At 70.3% G+C, this 19,889-nt stretch carries 19 protein-coding genes; 13 read left to right on the plus strand and 6 right to left on the minus strand.

Features of this window, described 5'->3' with window-relative positions:
- The first annotated feature begins 29 nt into the window (after positions 1–29).
- Entirely contained in the window at positions 30–698 is a 669-nt protein-coding gene (locus tag H036_RS0110270) for a TetR/AcrR family transcriptional regulator (RefSeq protein ID WP_157417246.1), read from the plus strand.
- Positions 699–708: 10 nt separating this feature from the next.
- Here the strand turns inward: H036_RS0110270 and bcp are convergent, their stop codons facing one another.
- Positions 709–1,176 carry a thioredoxin-dependent thiol peroxidase gene (gene bcp / locus H036_RS0110275; RefSeq protein WP_017934702.1) on the minus strand — a complete coding sequence of 156 codons (468 nt, stop codon included), beginning with the start codon at positions 1,174–1,176 and terminating at the stop codon, positions 709–711.
- Positions 1,177–1,211: 35 nt separating this feature from the next.
- Here bcp and H036_RS0110280 point away from each other — a divergent pair, with 35 nt between their 5' ends.
- A complete protein-coding gene (locus tag H036_RS0110280) occupies positions 1,212–1,472 on the plus strand; it encodes a DUF3618 domain-containing protein (protein ID WP_017934703.1) in 261 nt (86 codons plus the stop codon).
- Positions 1,469–1,795 carry a chaperonin gene (locus H036_RS0110285; protein WP_017934704.1) on the plus strand — a complete coding sequence of 109 codons (327 nt, stop codon included), beginning with the start codon at positions 1,469–1,471 and terminating at the stop codon, positions 1,793–1,795. The genes H036_RS0110280 and H036_RS0110285 overlap by 4 nt, the downstream gene beginning before the upstream one ends.
- Before the next feature lie 13 nt (positions 1,796–1,808).
- Here the strand turns inward: H036_RS0110285 and H036_RS0110290 are convergent, their stop codons facing one another.
- Entirely contained in the window at positions 1,809–2,231 is a 423-nt protein-coding gene (locus H036_RS0110290; protein ID WP_017934705.1) for a PPOX class F420-dependent oxidoreductase, read from the minus strand.
- A gap of 170 nt (positions 2,232–2,401) precedes the next feature.
- On the opposite strand from H036_RS0110290, the gene H036_RS0110295 reads away from it, so the two are divergent.
- Entirely contained in the window at positions 2,402–2,776 is a 375-nt protein-coding gene (locus tag H036_RS0110295; protein ID WP_036488128.1) for a YciI family protein, read from the plus strand.
- 23 nt (positions 2,777–2,799) lie between these two features.
- Positions 2,800–4,092 (plus strand): RNA polymerase sigma factor, encoded by a 1,293-nt coding sequence (locus tag H036_RS0110300; RefSeq protein ID WP_017934707.1) that lies wholly within the window; start codon positions 2,800–2,802, stop codon positions 4,090–4,092.
- A gap of 31 nt (positions 4,093–4,123) precedes the next feature.
- Here the strand turns inward: H036_RS0110300 and H036_RS0110305 are convergent, their stop codons facing one another.
- Positions 4,124–4,474: a UBP-type zinc finger domain-containing protein gene (locus tag H036_RS0110305; RefSeq protein WP_026145937.1), complete on the minus strand. Its 351-nt coding sequence runs from the start codon at positions 4,472–4,474 to the stop codon at positions 4,124–4,126.
- A gap of 119 nt (positions 4,475–4,593) precedes the next feature.
- On the opposite strand from H036_RS0110305, the gene H036_RS22460 reads away from it, so the two are divergent.
- The 3 genes from H036_RS22460 (at position 4,594) to H036_RS22465 (ending at position 8,323) form a co-directional block, all read left to right on the plus strand.
- A complete protein-coding gene (locus H036_RS22460) occupies positions 4,594–6,303 on the plus strand; it encodes an FAD-dependent oxidoreductase (protein ID WP_017934709.1) in 1,710 nt (569 codons plus the stop codon).
- A gap of 80 nt (positions 6,304–6,383) precedes the next feature.
- Entirely contained in the window at positions 6,384–7,181 is a 798-nt protein-coding gene (locus H036_RS0110315; RefSeq protein WP_017934710.1) for an alpha/beta fold hydrolase, read from the plus strand.
- A 5-nt stretch (positions 7,182–7,186) separates the two neighbouring features.
- On the plus strand, positions 7,187–8,323 hold the full coding sequence (locus tag H036_RS22465) for a PP2C family protein-serine/threonine phosphatase (RefSeq protein ID WP_017934711.1): 1,137 nt from the start codon (positions 7,187–7,189) through the stop codon (positions 8,321–8,323).
- Between the two features lie 60 nt (positions 8,324–8,383).
- On the opposite strand, the gene H036_RS22470 is transcribed toward H036_RS22465, so the two are convergent.
- Entirely contained in the window at positions 8,384–9,559 is a 1,176-nt protein-coding gene (locus tag H036_RS22470; RefSeq protein ID WP_017934712.1) for an ROK family transcriptional regulator, read from the minus strand.
- A gap of 197 nt (positions 9,560–9,756) precedes the next feature.
- Between H036_RS22470 and H036_RS0110330 the strand changes: the two genes are divergently transcribed.
- The 5 genes from H036_RS0110330 (at position 9,757) to H036_RS0110350 (ending at position 17,994) form a co-directional block, all read left to right on the plus strand.
- Positions 9,757–12,813 (plus strand): glycoside hydrolase family 3 C-terminal domain-containing protein, encoded by a 3,057-nt coding sequence (locus tag H036_RS0110330; RefSeq protein WP_017934713.1) that lies wholly within the window; start codon positions 9,757–9,759, stop codon positions 12,811–12,813.
- A gap of 252 nt (positions 12,814–13,065) precedes the next feature.
- Positions 13,066–14,262, plus strand: coding sequence for a CaiB/BaiF CoA transferase family protein (locus H036_RS0110335; RefSeq protein ID WP_017934714.1), 1,197 nt, complete (start codon positions 13,066–13,068; stop codon positions 14,260–14,262).
- A complete protein-coding gene (locus H036_RS0110340; RefSeq protein WP_017934715.1) occupies positions 14,259–15,071 on the plus strand; it encodes a cyclase family protein in 813 nt (270 codons plus the stop codon). The genes H036_RS0110335 and H036_RS0110340 overlap by 4 nt, the downstream gene beginning before the upstream one ends.
- Complete coding sequence (locus tag H036_RS0110345) at positions 15,068–16,519, plus strand: MmgE/PrpD family protein (protein ID WP_017934716.1); 1,452 nt, start codon at positions 15,068–15,070, stop codon at positions 16,517–16,519. Before H036_RS0110340 ends, H036_RS0110345 begins: the two co-directional genes overlap by 4 nt.
- 5 nt (positions 16,520–16,524) lie before the next feature.
- On the plus strand, positions 16,525–17,994 hold the full coding sequence (locus H036_RS0110350; protein WP_017934717.1) for a dihydroorotase: 1,470 nt from the start codon (positions 16,525–16,527) through the stop codon (positions 17,992–17,994).
- Positions 17,995–18,108: 114 nt separating this feature from the next.
- Here the strand turns inward: H036_RS0110350 and H036_RS0110355 are convergent, their stop codons facing one another.
- Complete coding sequence (locus H036_RS0110355; protein ID WP_017934718.1) at positions 18,109–18,951, minus strand: HpcH/HpaI aldolase/citrate lyase family protein; 843 nt, start codon at positions 18,949–18,951, stop codon at positions 18,109–18,111.
- Between the two features lie 27 nt (positions 18,952–18,978).
- Entirely contained in the window at positions 18,979–19,758 is a 780-nt protein-coding gene (locus H036_RS22475; RefSeq protein ID WP_017934719.1) for an IclR family transcriptional regulator, read from the minus strand.
- Between the last annotated feature and the right edge of the window lie 131 nt (positions 19,759–19,889).

Genomic DNA, 19,889 nt, shown 5'->3' on the forward strand with positions numbered 1-19,889 from the left:
GTGAAGACCCCTGTGGCAACGGACTTCGCGTGACGGGTCGACGCAGGGTGGGCCGACCGCTCACCGCGGTCCTGAGCGTCGACGGCATCGCGGCGGCAGGACTGGAGCTGCTCGACGAGCGCGGCGACTTCTCGATGGCCGAGCTGGCCCGAGCCCTCGACGTACAGGCCTCGGCGCTCTACAACCACGTCGCGGGCAAGGACGAGGTGCTCGCGCGGGTGCGTGAGCTGGTCAGCGACCGGATCGACGTCGGCGTCTTCGACCGGCTGTCGCTGGAGGAGGCGCTGCCGGTGTGGGCGCGCTCGTACCGGGTCGCCTTCGCCACCCACCCGGTGACGGTGGCGCTGTTCGCCACCCTTCCGGTCGTGCGCGCCGACCGCACGATCGCGATGTACGAGCGCGTGATCCGGGCGTTCGCGGAGTCGGGATGGCCCGAGGACGACATCCTGACCACCGTGGTGGCCCTGGAGAGCCTGATCCTCGGATCGGCGCTCGACGTGGTCGCGCCCGACGACATGCTGGATCCGGTCGGCGCCGACGGCGCGCCGGCGTTCACCGCGGCGTACGCCGCCCAGCGCGCGGCTCTGGGGGAGATCCGGCCCGCCGACGCCGCGTTCGAGGCGGGGCTGAGCGCCATGCTGGTCGGCCTGCGCGCCCGGCTGGCGTCGCTCCGCGGCGCCCCAGGCGCGACGCCTTAGGCGCGACGCCTCAGTCGAGCTTCAGGTCGCGGCGGAGCTTGGCGACGTGGCCGGTCGCCTTGACGTTGTACTGGGCGACCTCGACCTTGCCGTCCTCGTCGATGACGACCGTCGAGCGGATGACGCCCTCGACCACCTTGCCGTAGAGCTTCTTCTCACCGAACGCGCCGTAGGCCGTGAGGACCTCCTTGGCGGGGTCCGAGAGCAGCCGGATGGTCAGGCCGTCGCGCTCACGGAACTTCGCCAGCTTCTCGGGCTTGTCGGGCGAGATGCCGACCACCTCGTAGCCGGCCGACTGGAGCGAGGCCAGCGAGTCGGTGAAGTCGCACGCCTGCTTGGTGCAACCAGGGGTCATCGCAGCGGGGTAGAAGTAGACGATCACCTTGCGGCCCCGGAAGTCCGCCAGGGAGACGGTCGCACCGGTGTCGTCGGTGAGGCTGAACTCGGGGGCGGTGTCGCCCGGGGAGAGACGGCTCATGGGAGCAAACCTACCGGTCCGTTATCTTGTGCAGCATGGCGAACGCAGACCGCAACTCAAAGCTGGAGCGCGAGATCGAGGAGACGCGTGAGCAGTTGGCCGGCACCATCGACCAGCTGATCTACCGCGCCAGCCCCAAGACCATCGCGTCGCGTCAGGCGGCCGCGGTCAAGGCGCTCTACGTCGACCCGCGGACCGGCGAGCCCAACATGGCCAACATCGCCAAGACTGCCGGCGGTGTGCTGGGCGTGGTCGTGCTCTTCATCACGCTGCGGAAGCTCGCCTCGCGATCGTGAGCACGGCCAAGACTCCGATCAAGATGCTCCACGACCGCATCCTCGTGGAGCTGGACCGAGAGGCCGGGGAGCGGCGTTCCTCGGGCGGCATCGTCATCCCCGCCACGGCGGCGATGGGTGCGCGCCGGCTGGCGTGGTCGCGGGTCGTCGCGGTCGGCCCGCACGCACGGGCCGTCGAGATCGACGACCGGGTGCTGTTCGACGCCGAGGACAAGGCCGAGGTGGAGGTCGCCGGCGAGCTCTACATCGTGATGCGCGAGCGCGACGTGCACGCGGTCGCCGCGGACCGGGTCGCCAGCGAGTCGACCGGGCTCTACCTGTAGCCGCGCCTCTTGATCAGCGCAGCAGGCCGTAGGCGCGCTGCGGCCGCAACCGCAGCACGACCCGCTGGTCGGTGACCATCGCCCGCCGATACTCCTCCCAGTCGGGGTGGTCCCTGCCGGCCACCGCCGGGTAGAGCGCGACCAGCTCGTCGGCGGCCGCGTCGTGCGGGTCGGTCGCGACGGCGGAGAGCTCGGCGTCGCACTCCAGCACCGCGTAGGACCAGAAGTCCTGCCCGTTCACGTGCAACGCGGCCCACGGCGTACGGCGGAGATTGTGGTATTTCGCCCTCGTCGCCGTGATCGAGACCCGGATGATGCCGTGCTCGCCGACGGCGTGCACGACGTTGGACAGCTGTGGCAGGCCGTCGCGCTTGATGGTGGTGAGCACGGACTCGTGGCGTGCCCGAGCGGCCTCGAGGGCCTGGGAGATCTCCATGCCCCCAGCATGCCCGGTGCGTGGCAGCGCTGGCGTCCTGCGGCCGTGCGGTCGATCCTGAGGGGTGTCGACAGGCTCGAGAAACTTCGGGAGTCGATGTCGAAGAGGCGGGCGGCCGTTCGACGTACGTGCGAGAAGCAACCTTCCAGCAACCAACAGGAGTGATCGAGATGCCGCGTTTCATGGGATTCGTGCGGATGGAAGAGGGCGTCGGTACGCCGCCGCAGGAGCTGTTCGACGCGATGGACACCTACATCGGCGAGCAGGCCGCCAAGGGCGTCTTCCTCGACGGCGGCGGCCTGTACGGCACCGAGGACGCGGTGAACTTCATCTCCCGCAAGGGTGAGGTCAGCCGGGTCGACGGGCCCTACGCCGAGGCCAAGGAGGTCGTCGGAGGCTGGGCGATCATGCAGTACGACAGCCTGGAGGACGCCTTGGCCGACCAGCAGGAGTTCGCCGAGCTGCACGCGAAGTACTGGCCCGAGGTCACCGTGATCTCGACCTTGCGGCAGATCTCCACCGGCCCGGAGGAGCCCGGAGCCTGAGCCGGACTCACTACGCTGGCCTCGTGCCGGCACAGACCAGTACGGATGATCCCCACGGGGCCATCGTCGCCGCGTGGCGGGCCGAGTCGGCCCGCCTCGTCGGCGCACTGACCCGGATGACCCGTGACGTGGAGCTCGCCGAGGACCTCGCCCAGGACGCCCTCGTGGCCGCGCTCGAGCAATGGCCCGTCGACGGCGTACCGGTGAACCCGGGCGCGTGGCTGATGACCACCGCGAAGCGGCGGGGCATCGACCACTTCCGGCGTGCCGACAGCCTTCGTCACAAGCTCGCCGAGCTGGAGCGCGCCGGTGGGGGAGAGGAGGACGAGATGCCGGACCTCGACGCCCAGGTCGACCACATCGAGGACGACGTCCTCCGGCTCATCTTCCTGTCCTGCCACCCGTCCCTGACCGCCGAGTCCCGGGCCGCGCTGACGCTGCGGCTGGTCGGCGGCCTCACCACCGCCGAGATCGCGCGCGGGTTCCTGGTCAGCGAGTCCACCATGGGCCAGCGCATCTCGCGGGCCAAGCGGACGCTGGCGGACGCGCACGCTGAGTTCGAGCTGCCGACCGGCGCCGAGCGGACCAGGCGCCTCGACGACGTGATGGCCGTGATCTACCTGATCTTCAACGAGGGGTACGCCGCCACCGCCGGCGCGGACTGGATGCGCCCCGAGCTGGCGAGCGAGGCGATGCGGCTCGCCCGCATGCTGGCCGCGCTCGTGCCCGACGATCCCGACGCGCTCGGCCTGCAGGCCCTGCTGGAGATCCAGGGCTCGCGGATGCCGGCCCGACTCGACCAGGACGGCACCCCGGTCCTGCTGGAGGCACAGGACCGCACCCGCTGGGATCCGTTGCTGATCCGGCGCGGACTAGCCGCGCTGCAGCGGGCCGAGTCGATCGCCGCGCGCGGGACACCGGTCGGGACCTACTTCCTGCAGGCCTCGATCGCCGCCCAGCACGCCCGCGCCGGGCGCGCCGAGGACACCGACTGGCGCCGGATCGCGGCTCTCTACGACGTCCTGGCCCAAGCAGCACCGGGTCCGGTCGTCGACGTCAACCGGGCCGTCGCCCACGGTCGGGCGTTCGGCTCGGACGCGGGGCTCGCGGTGCTGGAGGCGCTCGATCCCGAGGCCCTCGGCGACTCGCCGTTGCTGCCGAGCGTGCGCGGCGACCTGTTCGAGCGGGCCGGGCTCCATGCCGAGGCGCACGTGGCCTTCACCGAAGCCGCCGGACGCACCAGGAACGAGAGCGAGCGGGCGATCCTGCGCGGTCGGGCCGAGCAGAACCTCCGGCGTACGCCGCCGTCGGAGTGAGCCGCCCGGGCCGGTCGGTCGCGACGTCTGCTCAGGGATGCAGTCGCTGCTGCCAGTCGGCCGGGACCCGGCCCGCGGGGCCAGGGGCCGGCTGGGAGATCGGGTGACTCTGCGGATCGGGCAAGCGGGGCCCTTCGGCGTACTGCTCGTGCGGGTAGTCCCAGAACCAGTCCTCGCCCGGCTCGAAGCTCTGCACGTAGGGATGCCCGGCGCTCGCCGCGTGCTGGCTGGCGTGCTCGCCCGGTGAGGAGTCGCAACAGCCGATGTGTCCGCACTGGGCGCAGCGGCGAAGGTGCAGCCACCAGCCGGCGGTCTCCTCACACTCGACGCAACCGGTCCCGCTCGGCACGGCCGTCAGGTCGATGCCCTGGTGAGTGCTCACAAGATCCCTCTCGCTCTCGTCCGCTGTGCGCGGCGCTGCCACCATCCTCGCCCGGATCCTCCGTCAGCGACAGCAGCGAGCAGGGCGAACTGCCTGGACATCGCACCTACGCTGGAGTGGTGGAAGGCGATCCCGCGATCATCCTGGTCTCCGCCGAGCACGGCGACGTGCTCCTGGAGGAGTTCCGGAGCCGCTACGAGCGCGACTACGACCTCCGGGTGGCTCGCAGCGCGGCCGGGGCCGAGGCCGTCGGGCAGGAGATCGTCGCCGGTGGCGGCACGATCGCGCTGTTCGTCAGCGACTCGCGACTGCCCGACGTCGACCACATCTTCACCGCCATCCTCCGGTGGCGTCAGGTGATGCCGACGGCCCGCAAGGTCATCGCCGCGCACTGGGACAACTTCGTCGAGGACGGGCCGCCGCTGCGGATCGGGCTGGCCAAGGGCAAGTACGACGCCTACCTCCTGATGCCCCGCGGCCGCCGCGACGAGGAGTTCCACAACGCGATCACCGATCTCCTCTCCGACTGGGGATCGACGGTGCCGCAGCCCGAGGTGGTCAGCGCCAAGATCCTCTCGCCCCGCCACGACGCGCTCACCATGGGGATCCGTGACTTCCTGGACCGGATGGGCATGCAGAACAAGGTCTGGCACCCCGACGACCCGGCAATCCAGGACTACATCGGCATCGTCAAGGAGCGGCTCGGTGTCGAGGAGCTGCGCTACCCGGTCGTCTACGCCGCCAACCGGGTGCCGGTCCAGGCCACCAGCGTCCGTGACGTGGCAGTCTCGATCTACGGCCGGCCCGGAGACTTCGAGGTCGACGGCGTCGTCGACCTGGCGATCGTCGGCGGCGGACCCGCAGGGCTCGCAGCGGCGGTCTACGGCGCCTCGGAGGGGCTCTCGGTCGTGGTCCTCGAGGCGGAGGCGATCGGCGGTCAGGCGGGCACCAGCTCGATGATCCGCAACTACCTCGGCTTCCCGCGCGGCATCTCCGGCATGCGGCTGGCCCAGCGTGCTCGCAACCAGGCGCTCCGCTTCGGCACCGACTTCTTCACCGGCTGGGAGGTCAACGCGCTGGTCCCGGGAGCCGACGGGGAGCCGCACCGGCTGTGCACCGACGGCGGCGACGTACGCGCCCGGGCGGTGCTGGTCGCGAGCGGCGTCGCCTACCGCAAGCTCGGCGTCCCGCCGATCGAGGAGCTGGTCGGCGCCGGCGTCAACTACGGCGCCGCGATGACCGCCGCACGCGAGATGGAGGGGTACGACGTCGTCGTGGTCGGCGGAGGGAACTCCGCGGGCCAGGCCGCGCTGCACCTGGCCAGGTTCGCGAGCTCGGTCACCATCGTCGTGCGCCGGCCCGGCCTCGAGGAGACGATGTCGCGCTACCTGATCGACGAGATCAGCTACAACGAGCGGATCCGCGTCCTGCCCTGCACCCGCGTGGTCGACGGCGGCGGCGAGGCCCAGCTCGAGTGGCTGTGCCTGGAGGACATCAACACCGGGCGGCGCACCACCGCCCCGGCACGCGGTCTGTTCCTTCTGCTCGGCGCGGAGCCGCGCTGCGACTGGCTGCCGCCGGAGCTGGCCCGCGACAGGTTCAGCTTCGTCCTCACCGGTCGTGACGTCCCCCGCGATCGGTGGGTCGACGGGCTGCCGCCGGCGAGCCTGGCCACCACCGTTCCGGGGATCTTCGCCGCGGGAGACATCAGGTCGGGGTCGATGAAGCGCGTCGCCGCGGCCAGTGGCGAGGGTGCCTCCGCCGTACCGCTGGTGCACGCGTATCTCGCGCCGGTTCCGGAGGAGGTCGGCGCCGCGCCGGTCTCCTGAACCCGCGGCCCGAGGGGTCGCAGGCGGTGGTGTCATCGCCGACAGCAATACCTGGGCCTCTACCTGGATACTCTGCGGTCATGAACCTGTCCGGCCGGTTGAACGTCACCATGCACGGACCTGTCGGTGCACCTCCGATCGTGTTCGTGCACGGGTTCGGGTGCGGCCAGGTGATGTGGCGCCACGTCGCGCCCGCGTTCGCCGACGACCACCGGGTGGTGCTCCTCGACCTGCCCGGCTCGGGTGACTCCGACCTGTCGCTGTACCGGGCAGAGCGCTACACCAGCCTCGAGGCATACAGGGACGATCTCGTCGAGCTCTTGGACGAGCTCGACCTGACCGATGTGGTGTTCGTCGGTCACTCCGTGTCGGCCATGATCGGCGTGCTGGTGGCCAATGCCGCCCCCCAGCGCGTCGGCCGGCTGGTGCTGGTCGCACCCTCCGCCCGCTACCTCGACGACGACGGGTACGTCGGCGGCTTCTCCGAGCGCGACATCGACGAGCTGCTCGGTCTCATGGAGCGCAACCACCTGGGTTGGCAGGACCCGCTCGCTTCGCTGGTCGCCGGTGCCGCACCGGCCGACGTCAAGCGGGAGCTCGAGGACAGCTTCTGTCGCACACGTCCTGACATCGCGGCTCAGTTCGCAGCCGTCACCTTCCGAGGCGACAACCGTGCGGACCTCGCCGACGTAGGGGTTCCGACCCTCGTCCTCCAGTCGCGCAACGACTCGGTGGCGCCGATGGCCGCCGGTGCGTTCATCCGCGACCACACCGAGGGTTCGCGGATGACCGTCATCGACACCTACGGGCACTGCCCCCATCTCAGTGCTCCCGCCCAGACGATCAGCGCCATCCAAGAGTTCCTGGAGGAGCACTGATCTCGATGGATCTCGACCACGGTGCCGACGACCTCTTCGAGCATGCTCCGTGCGGCTACGTCGTCACCGACCGTGACGGGGTGATCGTCCAGGCGAACGCGGAGTTCCTCCGGATGGTCGGTCGTGAGGCCGATGAGGTCATCGCGGTGCGCATGCTGTCGAGCCTGCTGACGGTCGCCGGGCGGATCTTCGTCGAGACGCACCTGTTCCCGATGCTCGAGCACAGCCGGGTCGTTCGCGAGATCGACCTCGACCTCGTCGCCGCGGACGAGCGTCGGGTACCGGCGCTGCTCAACGCCAGCCTGGTCTCGCCCGAGACGGGCCGGGCCGTGCTGGCGGTGTTCATCGAGGCGCGCGACCGGCACCGCTACGAGGACGACCTCCGCCTCGCCACCCGCTCTGCCGAGCTCGCCCGCGAGCAGGCGGCGTCCCTCGCCGAGACGCTCCAGAAGACCCTCATCCCGCCCGCCCCGCCGCACATCCCGCACCTCGACATCGCCGCTGCCTACCGCCCGGCGGGCACCGGCCGCGAGGTCGGCGGCGACTTCTACGACGTGTTCCAGGTCAGCCCGACGGCGTGGATCGTCGTCCTGGGGGACGTGAGCGGGAAGGGCGTCCCTGCAGCCCTGGTCACCTCGCTGGTGCGCTACACGGTGAGGTCGTTCGCCATCGAGCACCCGGATCCCGCCGAGCTGCTCGGGCAGGTCGACGCCGTACTCACCGCCAACGAGACCCGTCACTACTGCACGCTCGTGGTGGCGCGCCTCGACCGCCACGACGGCGAGTGGGAGCTTGCCCTGAGCCTCGCCGGCCACCCGCCCGCGCTCCTGCGCGGTCCGGGCGGAGAGGTGACCGAGCTTGGCCTCTTCGGCACCCCGATCGGACTCGTCGACGTACCGGGCTTCGTCACGGTCCGGCACCGTCTCCAGGGTGGAAGCAGCGTCATCCTCTACACCGACGGAGTCACCGAGGGGCGCGGACCGAACGGCATGTACGGCGAGAAGCGCCTCCACGAACTCATCCACGGCCTCCCCGACGACGTGCATGCCATCACCGACGGCATCGCCCGCGCGGCACTCGACTTCCAGAACGGCGACGCCAGCGACGACATCGCGATCGTCACCTTCGCTCCGCATCGCTGAGCCACGAACACCGCACCGATCGGGAGCCTCGACGCGGGGGCAGTCTTCGGACCGCCCGGCCTACAGGACGTCGACAGACCTGACGCGGGACCCCGCGAGGAGGGCCGCGCCCAGGGCCTCGGCCCGCGCGCCGAGACGTGCCCGGACGATCTGGACGTCGTGGTTCGCCACGGGAGGCAGCGCCGCGTCGAGGGCGCGGCGCGCCGCCGTCAGCAGGGCATCGCTCGCGTCCGGGCGCGCGGTCAGGTCGCCGCCGACGACGACACGGCGCGGGTCGGTGATGGTGCACACGCCCGCGAGAGCGGTGCCCAGCACCTGCCCCGCGTCGGCGAGCAACCGCAGCGCTCCCCGGTCGCCTGACTCAGCAAGGTCGAGCAGTGCCTCGACCGTGGCGCTCGGACCCAAGGTGTGCGCGAGGGCAGAGACGAGCGCTCTCTTGCTGACGAGCGTCTCGAGGCAGCCGCGGCTTCCGCACCGACAGATCTTGCCGTCGCTGACCATCGCGAGATGACCCAGCTCGCCCGCGGTGCCGGTCGCACCCGTGTAGAGGCGGCCTCCGAGGATCAGGCCGCTCCCGACGCCCTCCCCGAGCATCACGTAGACCAGGTCGTCGACACCGGCGCCTGCCCCGAGGCGCCACTCGGCCAGCGCGCCCAGGGTCGCGTCGTTGCCGAGATGGACAGGAAGACCGGTGCGCTCGGCGAGGATCCCGCCGATGTCGACGCCACCCCAGTCCAGCAGCATCGGTGGCGAGCCCAGCAGCCGGGCGCCGACCACCGGTGCCGAGATCGCGACCCCCACGCCGCGAACGCCTGACGCGTCCACGGCGCCGTCCGCGAGCAGGTCGGCGGCGCTGCGGGCCACCCGGTCCAGGGAGGCGGCGGGCGCATGATCGACGTCGAGGACGTGACGTCTCTCGGCCAGAAGGGTGCCGTCGAGCGTGGTGAGCACCACGCGCAGATCGGCGTGCCCGAGGTGGATCCCGATCAGGGAGCCGGCTCGGGGCGCCACGCCGAGCGAGACCGACGGCCGGCCACCTCCCGCAGACGGGTTGATGCCCAGCTCGACGAGCAGCCCCGCTCCGATCAGGTTGCCCACCAGCGTAGAGACGGCGGAGGTGGACAGGCCGGTCGCGCGCGCCACGTCGGCCCGGCTGCAGCGCGGTCGGGATTGCACGGCAGCGAGGACCGCCCGGCCGTTCCGGCTCAGCAGCGGCTCTAGACCTTCCTCGTTCACGCAGGCAGCCTAGCCAAGAGGGTTCATCCGCGAGAAGGACAAACGCGGCGAGGAAAGCTAGGTAATTGGTCCTTGACCCGGATAAAGACCGCGACATACGGTCATGAGACCCAGGTCACACTGTCTGTCTGTCTCGGGCAGCTGGGAACCTATCGGCGCGCACCCCTGGTGGGGGTGTGCCTTCTCTCGGAGCACACATGGTCAGCAGACAACGTCAGCGTGCCGTCGCCACGCTCGGCATCGCGGTGATGGCAGGGGCATTCGCCACCACCGCCCTGCCCAGCACAGCATCGGCGACATCACCCGCCCCCCACTCCGCGTCGGTTTCCCGGACGCCATCGACCCCGGTCTACCTCAACCGCACGTACACCCCGGCTGAGCGAGCCGCCGACCTGGTCTCGCGCATGTCCCTGGACGAGAAGGCCCAGGAGATGAACAGCAGCCAGGCGCCGGCGATCCCGCGGCTCGGGATCGCGGCCTGGGGCTGGTGGAACGAGTCGAACCACGGCGTCAACGCCTCCACGATCACGCCGACCGGCAACGCCACGACGCTGACGAACACCACGTCGTACCCCTCGGACCTGTCCTTGGGAAGCAGCTGGGACCCGAAGCTCGTCTATCGCGAGGCTTCCAAGATCGGTGACGAGGCGCGTGACACCGCACCCGACAATCGGCTCAACCTCGACTTGTACGCACCCACGGTCAACCTCTCGCGCGACCCGCGTTGGGGCCGCAACGACGAGAGCTGGAGCGAGGACCCGACGCTGACCGCCGCGCTCGCCGGGCAGTACGTCGATGGTCTGCAGGGTCAGACCCCGAAGGGCGTGCTGCCGAAGTCCGCCAACGGCTACTACAAGGCCATCGCGACGCTGAAGCACTACGCAGCCAACAACAGCGAGGTCAACCGCCGCACCGGATCCTCCGACATGGATCAGCGGACCCTGCGCGAGTACTACACCAAGCAGTTCGCCGACATCATCGAGCAGGCGCATCCCGGCTCCATCATGAGCTCCTACAACGAGGTCAACGGCGTCCCGGCCGCCGCGAGCGTCCAGCTGATGAGCGACCTGGCCCGCGACACCTACGGGTTCAACGGCTACTTCACCTCCGACTGCGACGCCGTCTACGAGATCCAGGCCGGACACCACTGGCAGCCGCCGACGGCCAGCGCGCCACTGGACCAGTACGGACGCTCGGCGTACGCGATCTCCGCGGGGGAGGACCTCGACTGCAACTGGGGCTACCACGACCAGTACAGCTACGGGAACACCGTCCCGACCGCGATCGCCCAGAAGATCAAGACCGAGACCGACACGTTCAACGTCGGTGACGTCGACACCTCGTTGACCCGGCTGTTCACGGCTCGGATCGAGACCGGGGAGTTCGACGACGAGAACCAGGTGCCCTGGGTCCGGGCGGCCCGCCAGCGCCTCGGCGGAGCCACCTGGACGAGCTCGGTCGACAACAACGCCGTCACCGAGACGCCCGCACGTCTCGCCCAGGCGCAGCAGAGTGCCGAGCACAGCCTCGTCCTGCTCAAGAACGACAAGGTCGGCAACGCCCCGCTCCTTCCGCTGAGCGTGCCGCGCAACAAGCCCTTCAAGGTCGCCGTGGTCGGCTACTTCGCTCACCCGCAGCAGCTCTTCACCGGCGGCTACTCCAGCATCCAGGCGGGCGCGGGCGCCGCGAACAACATCGACGCCTACACCGGCATCAAGAGCGCCATCGAGGCTCGTGACCCCGGCGCCCAGGTCGACTTCCTGCCCGGCGTCACCGGCGGCACCACGGCTGCGAAGCTGACCACCGTCGACCCGGCCACGATCGCAGCGGTCAAGGGGTACGACGCCGTCGTGGTCGTCGCCGGCACCGATGCCAGCACGGCCTCGGAGGACCACGACCGCACCACCACCGCGCTGCCCGGGGCCCAGGCCTCGATGATCAGCCAGGTGGAGGCGGCCAACCCCCGCACCGTGGTCTACCTGCAGACGGTCGGCTCGGTCGACGTGCGCAGCTTCCAGGCGACGAGCCCCGCGATCTTGTGGAGCTCCTACCTCGGCCAGCGTCAGGGGCCGGCGATCGCCAACGTCCTGCTCGGGACCGTGAACCCCAGCGGACACCTGCCCTTCACGTGGTACTCCGACGACAGCCAGCTTCCGCCGATCACCGACTACGCGATCCGGCCCAGCCAGTCCGAGCCCGGCCGCACGTACATGTACTACACCGGTACGCCGAGCTACTCCTTCGGCGACGGCCTGAGCTACAGCAGCTTCCGGTTCTCGGACCTCAAGGTGGCCAGGACGAGCGTCGATGCGTCTGGCACCATCTCGGCGACCGCGACGGTGACCAACACGGGCGACGTCACTGGTGCGGCGACTCCGCAGCTCTACGTGACCACCCCGTTCGCGTCGGCCGCGGCGGAGCGACCGACCAAGCGACTGCTCGCCTTCGACCGGGTGGTCGTCAAGCCCGGCAGGTCCGCCCGGGTGCACTTCTCCGCACCGGCCTCCCAGCTGGCCTTCCTCGACGAGGACAGCCAGACCATGAAGGTCGACCGCGGGGCCTATGGCCTCCAGCTGGCAGCGTCGTCCTCCGACGTGCGGGCCCGCGCTTCGGTGCAGGTCACCGGCCAGCTGGGCCGGGTGCCCACCACGGTCTCGGTCCGTCCGGTGCAGGCCGGGGACGCCGCAGCGGACGTGGCTCAGCGCGTGGCCTTCGATGCGGGCGTCCGCATCGATCCGCAGGTCACCGTCGCCACCGACGACGAGGCGCTGCACGGCTACATCAGCAAGGGCCGCAGCACGCCGCTCCCGCAGGGGATCCGGATCCGCTACCAGTCCGACCGGCATGACGTCGTCGCCGTGGAGCAGGGCGGCAGCGCGCTGCGCGCGGTCGGCTCCGGGGTGGCCACGGTAAGGGTGACGGCGACCTACCACGGCGCCACCGTCTCGACGTCCTTCGTCGTGAACGTGGCGCCGCTGCAGATCACTTCGGACCCGGCGGCGGCCTTCACGGTCGGGTCGGCGGGCACGTTCACCGTCACCACGGCGACCACCCAGTCGCCGACCGCCCAGGAGGTGCCGAGCCTCTCGGTCCTCGGCAAGCTGCCCGCGGGCCTCACCTTCACCGACCGAGGTGATGGCACGGGCACCATCGCCGGTACGCCGGCTGCCGCCGGGACGTACACCGTGCAGCTGCGTGCCAGCAACGAGGTCAGTCCCACGGCCACGCAGAAGGTGACCATCACGGTCGGCTAGTGCGGCACTAGACACCACCGGATGCGGTCGCGGGCCTCGGCCCGCGGCCGCTTCTGCGTTGGCGTGCTCCACCGCCGCGCATGTGGCCCTTCGAGCGAGTCGATGGAAGGCACCCGCCTGCAAGTCGTTCCGCTAAAAGAAACGCTCAATCTCTCTAGATCGCGCGAATATCCGTCGTGACCCTTCCGGTGAGCGGTGTTCTTCGCTACAGTCCTGAGCAGAAGATGTTTCTCTTAGCGGAACGAGGTTGGAGTGAGTTCGACGGCACCGCTCGACGGCGTCCGGGTGCTCGACGTCTCGACAATCCTGGCGGGACCTCTGTGCTGCCAGATTCTCGGCGACTACGGCGCCGACGTGATCAAGGTCGAGCACCCCCGTGGCGGCGACAACATGCGGGGCCACGGCCGCAGCAAGGACGGCGTTCCGCTGTGGTGGAAGGAGATCAGCCGCAACAAGCGGACGGTCGCCCTCGACCTCAAGGCCGAGCGCGGCGCCGAGGCGTTCCGCGCGGTCGCCCGCACCGCCGACGTGATCGTGGAGAACTTCCGTCCTGGCACCTTCGAGCGCTGGGGGCTAAGCCCCGAGGTGCTCATGGAGGAGAACCCGCGCCTGGTGATGGTGCGGCTGACCGGCTTCGGCCAGGCCGGCCCCTACGCCAGCCGGGCTGGCTTCGGCACCCTGGTCGAGGCGATGAGCGGCTTCGCGGCCCTCACCGGCCAGCCCGACGGCCCGCCCACGCTGCCGGCCTTCGGGCTGGCAGACAGCATCTGCGGCATCGCCGCCTCCTCGGCCGTCCTGATGGCGCTGCGCCACCGCGACAGGACCGGGGAAGGCCAGGTCGTCGACATGAGCCTGCTCGAGCCGATCATGGCGGCGGTCGGTCCCGGGCCCACGATCTACCAGCAGCTCGGCGAGGTCGGGAAGCGTCACGGCAACCGTTCGACCAACAACGCGCCGCGCAACACCTACCAGACCTCGGACGGCGGCTGGGTCGCCGTCTCCACCAGCGCCCAGCGGATCGCTGAGCGCGTCCTCGACCTGGTCGGCCACCCCGAGGTGATCGACGAGCCGTGGTTCGCCACCGGCGGCGGTCGCGCCGAGCACGTCGACATGCTCGACGAGTACGTCGGCAGCTGGATCGCGCAGCGCACCCGTGACGAGGTCATCCGCGCCTTCACCGAGGCCGGCGCCGCCATCGGCCCCGTATACGACGCCAAGGACATCGTCGAGGACCCGCACGTCCGTGAGACCCAGATGCTCGTCGAGGTCGACGACCCCGACCTGGGCCCGCTGCTGCAGCACAACGTGATGTGGCGGATGAGCGCCTCGCCCGGGTCCATCCGGTTCACCGGCCGAGGCCTGGGCGAGAACACCGATGAAGTACTGACCGAGGTCGGCCTCAGCGCCACCGAGATCACCGAGCTCAAGGAGAGTGGGATCATCCGATGACCGATGCATTGCTCGGGGTCGTGCAGCAGGGTGTGGACGTCGTCGACCTGGGTCGACAGCTCCGCGTGGGGATGCCGCAGTCCCCGAACCACCCGCAGTTCTGGCACACCTTGCCCCGTCGCCACGGGGACATGAAGCGAGCCGACGGCGGTAGCGCGGCCAACGACATGATCACCATGGGCACCCACGTCGGGACCCACATCGACGCGCTTGCGCACGTCTCGCACGACGGCAAGATGCACGGCGACGTCGACGCGGTCGAGGCCGGCATCGGCGGGAAGTACGTCGAGCTGGGCGTCCACACCGTGACGCCGATGCTGCGCCGCGGCGTCCTGCTCGACATCGCCGGCCTCCGAGGGGTGGACTGTCTCGAGGGTGGCTACGAGATCACCGTCGAGGACCTCGAATCGGCCGCCAAGCGTGCCGGCGTCGAGGTCGGCGAGGGCGACGTCGTCCTCATTCGCAGCGGCTGGGGGACCAAGTTCGCCGAGGGGGCGCCGTACGTCGGCGGTCCCACGGGCGTCCCTGGCATCGCCGAGCCCGGTGCGCAGTGGCTGGCCGAGCGGCGCGTCCACGCGGCCGGCGCCGACACCATCGCCTTCGAGCGGCTGGCCCCGGGCGGCGGCCACGCGCTTCTGCCGGCCCACCGTGTGCTCCTCGTGGAGAGCGGCATCTACATCATCGAGGCGCTCGACCTCGAGGCTCTGGCCGGCCAGGGGTGGGGGGAGTTCACCTTCGTCCTCGTGCCGATGAACATCTTCGGGGCCACTGGCTCGCCGGTGCGACCGCTGGCGGTGCGTGCCCGATGACCGAGCTCACCCTGGCCCAGCAGCTCGGCCGGTTCGCTGCCACGACGGGCTACGACGACCTGCCGGTCGACGTGGTTGAGAGCGTGAAGATGCGCATCCTCGACATCCTCGGCATCGCCGTCGCGGCCAGCACACTGGATACCAGCCGCGCTGCCCGCACCTGGGCGCGCGAGCAGGGGGCCACCGGCCCGGCCACGGCCGTCGGCGTCTCCGGGGGCCTGCCGGCGAACCTGGCCGCCTTCGTCAACGGCGTGCTCGCGCACTCCCTCGACTACGACGACACGCACCTGCCGTCCGTGCTCCACCCGAGCGCCTCGGTCGTCCCGGCTGCGCTCGCGGCCGCCGAGCGCTCGGGTGCCAGCAGTCGCGAGCTGATCCGCGCCGTCGCGATCGGGCTCGAGGTCTGCGTCCGCATCGGCATGGCCGGGTACGACGAGGCGAGCAACAACTCGATCTTCTTCGAGCACGGCCAGCACGCCACCTCGATCTGCGGCGGCATGGGTGCCGCCGTCGCGGCCACCTTGCTGGCCGGGGGAGACGAGCAGGCCGTCGTGGACGTGCTCGGCGTCGCCGCGTCCCTGACCTCCGGGATCATCGAGGCCAACCGCACCGGCGGCACCGTCAAGCGGATCCACTGCGGCTGGGCCGCACACGCCGCCGTCTCGGCCGCCGAGCTGGTGGCGCTCGGGCTGACCGGGCCGCCGACAGTCCTCGAGGGCCGCTTCGGCTTCTTCCAGGCCTGGCTGCACGGCACCTTCGACGCCTCGGCCATCACCGAGGGCCTCGGCACGCGGTGGTCCGTCCCGGGCATCTTCTTCAAGCCCTATCCGGCCAACCACTTCACCCACGCCGCTGTCGACGCGGCCACCCAGCTGCGCGAGCGGGGGGTCGCGATCGAGGACATCGTCTCCCTCACCCTCGGCGTACCGGCGCAGAACCACCGCACGATCGGCGATCCGATCGAGGTCAAGCGCCAGCCGGAGACCGCTTACATGGCCCAGTTCAGCGGTCCGTACGCTGTCGTGCTGGGTCTGCTCGGTGGGTCGGGACTGGGTGCGGGCCTCGACGACTACACCGACGAGCTCGCGCGGGACCCACAGCGGCGGGCGCTGATGGCGAAGGTGGACGTGGTGGCCGACGAGCGGTGCACCCAGATCTTCCCGCACCAGTTCCCCGCGGTGCTGACCGCGCGGCTGGTCGACGGGCAGGACGTGGTGGCCGAGGTGCTCACCACGCGCGGCGGCCCCCAGCGGCCGCTGTCGTTCGAGGAACTCGCAGCGAAGTTCCAGGACAACGCCGGCCGCGCGCTGGCGGCCGATCAGGCAGAAGCGCTGGCGGCGGCCTGCCGCCAACTCGAGGACTGCACCGATCTCGGCGGGGTCCTTGCCCCGTTGGCCACGGTCGATGTGCTGACGCCCACTGCTGTGGGTGGAACAACGGAAGGATGAGGGAAATGGCTGAATTCGACCTGGTGATCCACAACGCCCAGGTAGTGCGTCCAGGGAGCGAGGCGCCCGAGCGTCTCGACGTGGCGGTCAAGGACGGCAAGTTCGCCGCCTTCGAGCCGTCCATCGACGCCGAGCGTGGTGCCGAGGTGCTCGACGCCGGTGGCAAGCACCTCTTCCCGGGTGTCGTCGACGTGCACCAGCACTGGGGCATCTACAACGAGCTCGGGGAGGACGCTGCCACCGAGAGCCAGGCCTCGGCGCAGGGTGGTGTCACCTCCGGCATCACCTACATCCGCACCGGTGCCTACTACATGAACCGGACCGGCCCCTACCGCGAGGTCTTCCCCGACGTCCTCGCTGCGTGCGAGGGCCGCTCCTACATCGACTACGCGTTCCACGTGGCGCCGATCCTGTCCGAGCACATCGACGAGATCCCCGACCTCATCGGCGAGTACGGCGTGCCGTCGTTCAAGATCTTCATGTTCTATGGCAGTCACGGGCTGCACGGCCGCTCCAGCGACCAGAGCTCGTTCCTCATGATCCCCGAGGACCAGTCCTACGACATCGCGCACTTCGAGTTCGTGATGCGTGGGATCGAGAAGGCGCGTCGCGATCCCCGCTTCGCCGCCGACAAGGAGCACATCTCCCTCTCGCTGCACTGCGAGACCGCGGAGATCATGCGGGCCTACACCAAGCTCGTCGAGCAGGAGGGCAAGCTCACCGGCCTCGAGGCCTACAGCGCCTCGCGTCCGCCGCACTCGGAGGGCCTGGCGATCACGATCGCCTCCTACCTCGCGCACGAGACCGAGCTGCCGAAGATCAACCTGCTGCACCTCACCTCACGCAAGGCCATCGAGGCCGCCATGATGATGCAGCAGACGTTCCCGCACATCGACTTCCGTCGCGAGGTCACCGTCGGCCACTTGCTCGCCGACTTCAACACCGCCAACCTCGGCGGCAAGGTGAACCCGCCGCTGCGCTCGCGCGAGGACGTCGAGTCGCTGTGGGAGCACCTGCTCGCCGGCAACTTCTCGTGGGTCACCTCCGACCATGCCTGCTGCAAGGACGAGACGAAGTTCGGCGAGCCGCGCGAGGACGTCTTCGTGGCGAAGTCCGGCTTCGGCGGCACCGAGTACCTCCTGCCCGGCATGGTCAGCGAGGGCCGCAAGCGAGGCCTGTCCTACCCGCGGATCGCCGAGCTCGTCGCCAAGAGCCCGGCCGAGCGCTTCGGTCTGACCACCAAGGGCGACCTGGCGGTCGGCTTCGACGCCGACTTCTGCCTGCTTGACGACACGGTCGACTACACCGTGCACGCCGAGGACTCGCTCTCCACCCAGGAGTACACGCCGTTCGAGGGCTTCCAGCTCACCGCTAAGGTGACGGACACCTACGTGCGCGGTGCGGCGGTGCTGCGCGAGGAGAAGATCGTCGGCGACCCGAAGGGCAACTACGTGCGCCGCTCCGGCCAGGCCTGAGCCATCTAGTCACGCAGGAGAGAATCGAAGGGGGCGCAGCATCGCTGCGCCCCCTTCGGCGTACCCCGGCTCGGGTAGGTCGTGTCGGACCAGCAGCCGATGCGCCGCAGAAGGTCAGGCGGAGGAGTGCCGCGCGAGGGTCTCCTTCGCGGCCCGAATGACCGCAGCGTCGATCAGGCGGCCGTTGGCGTCCACCGTCACGCCACCGGCGGCCGCGACGAACCGGTCGACGACGTCCTGAGCGGCGGCGGCTTGAGCCTGGTCCGGCGCAAGCACCTCGTGGATGACCGGCACCTGCGCCGGGTGAACGGCGGTGCGGGAGCGGAAGCCGAGGTCGACGAGCTCGTGCGTCGTACGCCGGAAGGCCTCGAGGTCGCGGAAGTCGGTCGACGTCGGTGCCACTGGTGCAGCCAGGCCGGCCGCGGCACAGTGCAGCACGATCTGCAGGCGCAGCTGGTTCACGGCGTGGACGGTGCTGGGACCGCGGGTCAGGCGGAGGTCGCCGAGCAGGTCCACTTCGCCGACGCCGAGGGTGGTGAGACGAGGGTGAGCCGTGATGGCCGCCAGGTCCACCAGCGCCGCCGCGTCCTCGACCAGGCCGACGACCGGGACGGGTGCGAGGTCGTGCTCGGCCTCCCGCTGCTCGAGCAGGTCGGCGACATCGGCGAGGGCGGCGCGGGAGCACTTGGCCACGATGAGGCCGTCGATCCCGGGACGCACGGCCGCCGCGACGTCCGGGGCCAGCGCGGCGGCATCGACGCGCACCCACGTCGGCGGCCCGCCCGCAGGCCGCTCGCCGTCCAGCCAGGCGGCGACAGCGGCGCGTGCCTCGTCCTTCTCAGCCGTCGGCACGGCGTCCTCGAGGTCGAGGATCACGGCGTCGGCCCCGCTCGCGGCGGCCTTGGCGAAGAGGGCGGGGCGCGAGGCCGGGACGTAGAGGAAGGAGCGGGGCAGCATAGGTTCTCCGAGGGTCGAGACGGGGGATCAGCCGCGCAGGCGCTGCGTGATGGCCTTCGCTGCGTCGATGACCAGCGCGGCGTGCTCGTCGTGCTCGTCGATCGCGTAGCGGAAGGCAGGCCCGGACGAGCTGATCGAGCCCATCACGTTGCCGGCTGCGTCGAAGAAGGGTGCGGCGATCGAGGCGGCACCGGTGTTGCGCTCGTTGAGCGAGGTGGCGTAGCCGCGCACGCGGATCTCGGTCAGGTTCTTGCGGTAGGTCTCCTCGTCCAGATCCGGGCGCTGACCACGCAGCTGCCGGATGGCATCGTCGATCAGTGAGTCGGGGAGGAAGGCCAGGATCACACGGCTGGAGGCGCCGGAGTGCAGGGCGTAGCGCGGGCCGATCTCGATGACCATCTTCACCTCCTCCGGTGACTCGAACTGGTCGAGGTAGACCCGCTGGTTGCCCACGAGCACCGACAGCGTCGTCGTCTCGCGCGTGACGTCGCGCAGGTGACGCAGGATCGGGGAGGCGACCGAGCGCACGTCGATCTGGCTGAACGCGCGGGCCGAGAGCCCCATCGCCGCCGGCCCGAGGATGTAGGCCGAGTCGCCAGGCACGACCTGGACCAGTGAGCGGGACACCAAGGACTGCAGGATGCGGTGGACGACGGCCTTGCTCAGGGACAGCGAGCGGGCGATCTTCGAGACGCCGAGCGGGCTGTCGGAGCGTGCGAAGAGGAGCAGCACGTCGGCAACCCGGTCGGCGGCCTCCGTGCCGCCTGGCGTCTCACCGAGGACCTCCGGGGACTGGTCGGCGACCATCGGCTCTCCTTCGCATGACTGGGGTTGTTTCGTAAGGCGGAACGTCTTTGGCATGGTGTCTGTCGGCGGCCGCCGCGCCGTCCCCGTGAGAATCGCCCAGAGGCACTGGGTGGGGGCCGATTCCTCAAGCG

The sequence above is a fragment of the Nocardioides sp. Iso805N genome (genome assembly GCF_000364605.1).
Classification (GTDB): domain Bacteria; phylum Actinomycetota; class Actinomycetes; order Propionibacteriales; family Nocardioidaceae; genus Nocardioides.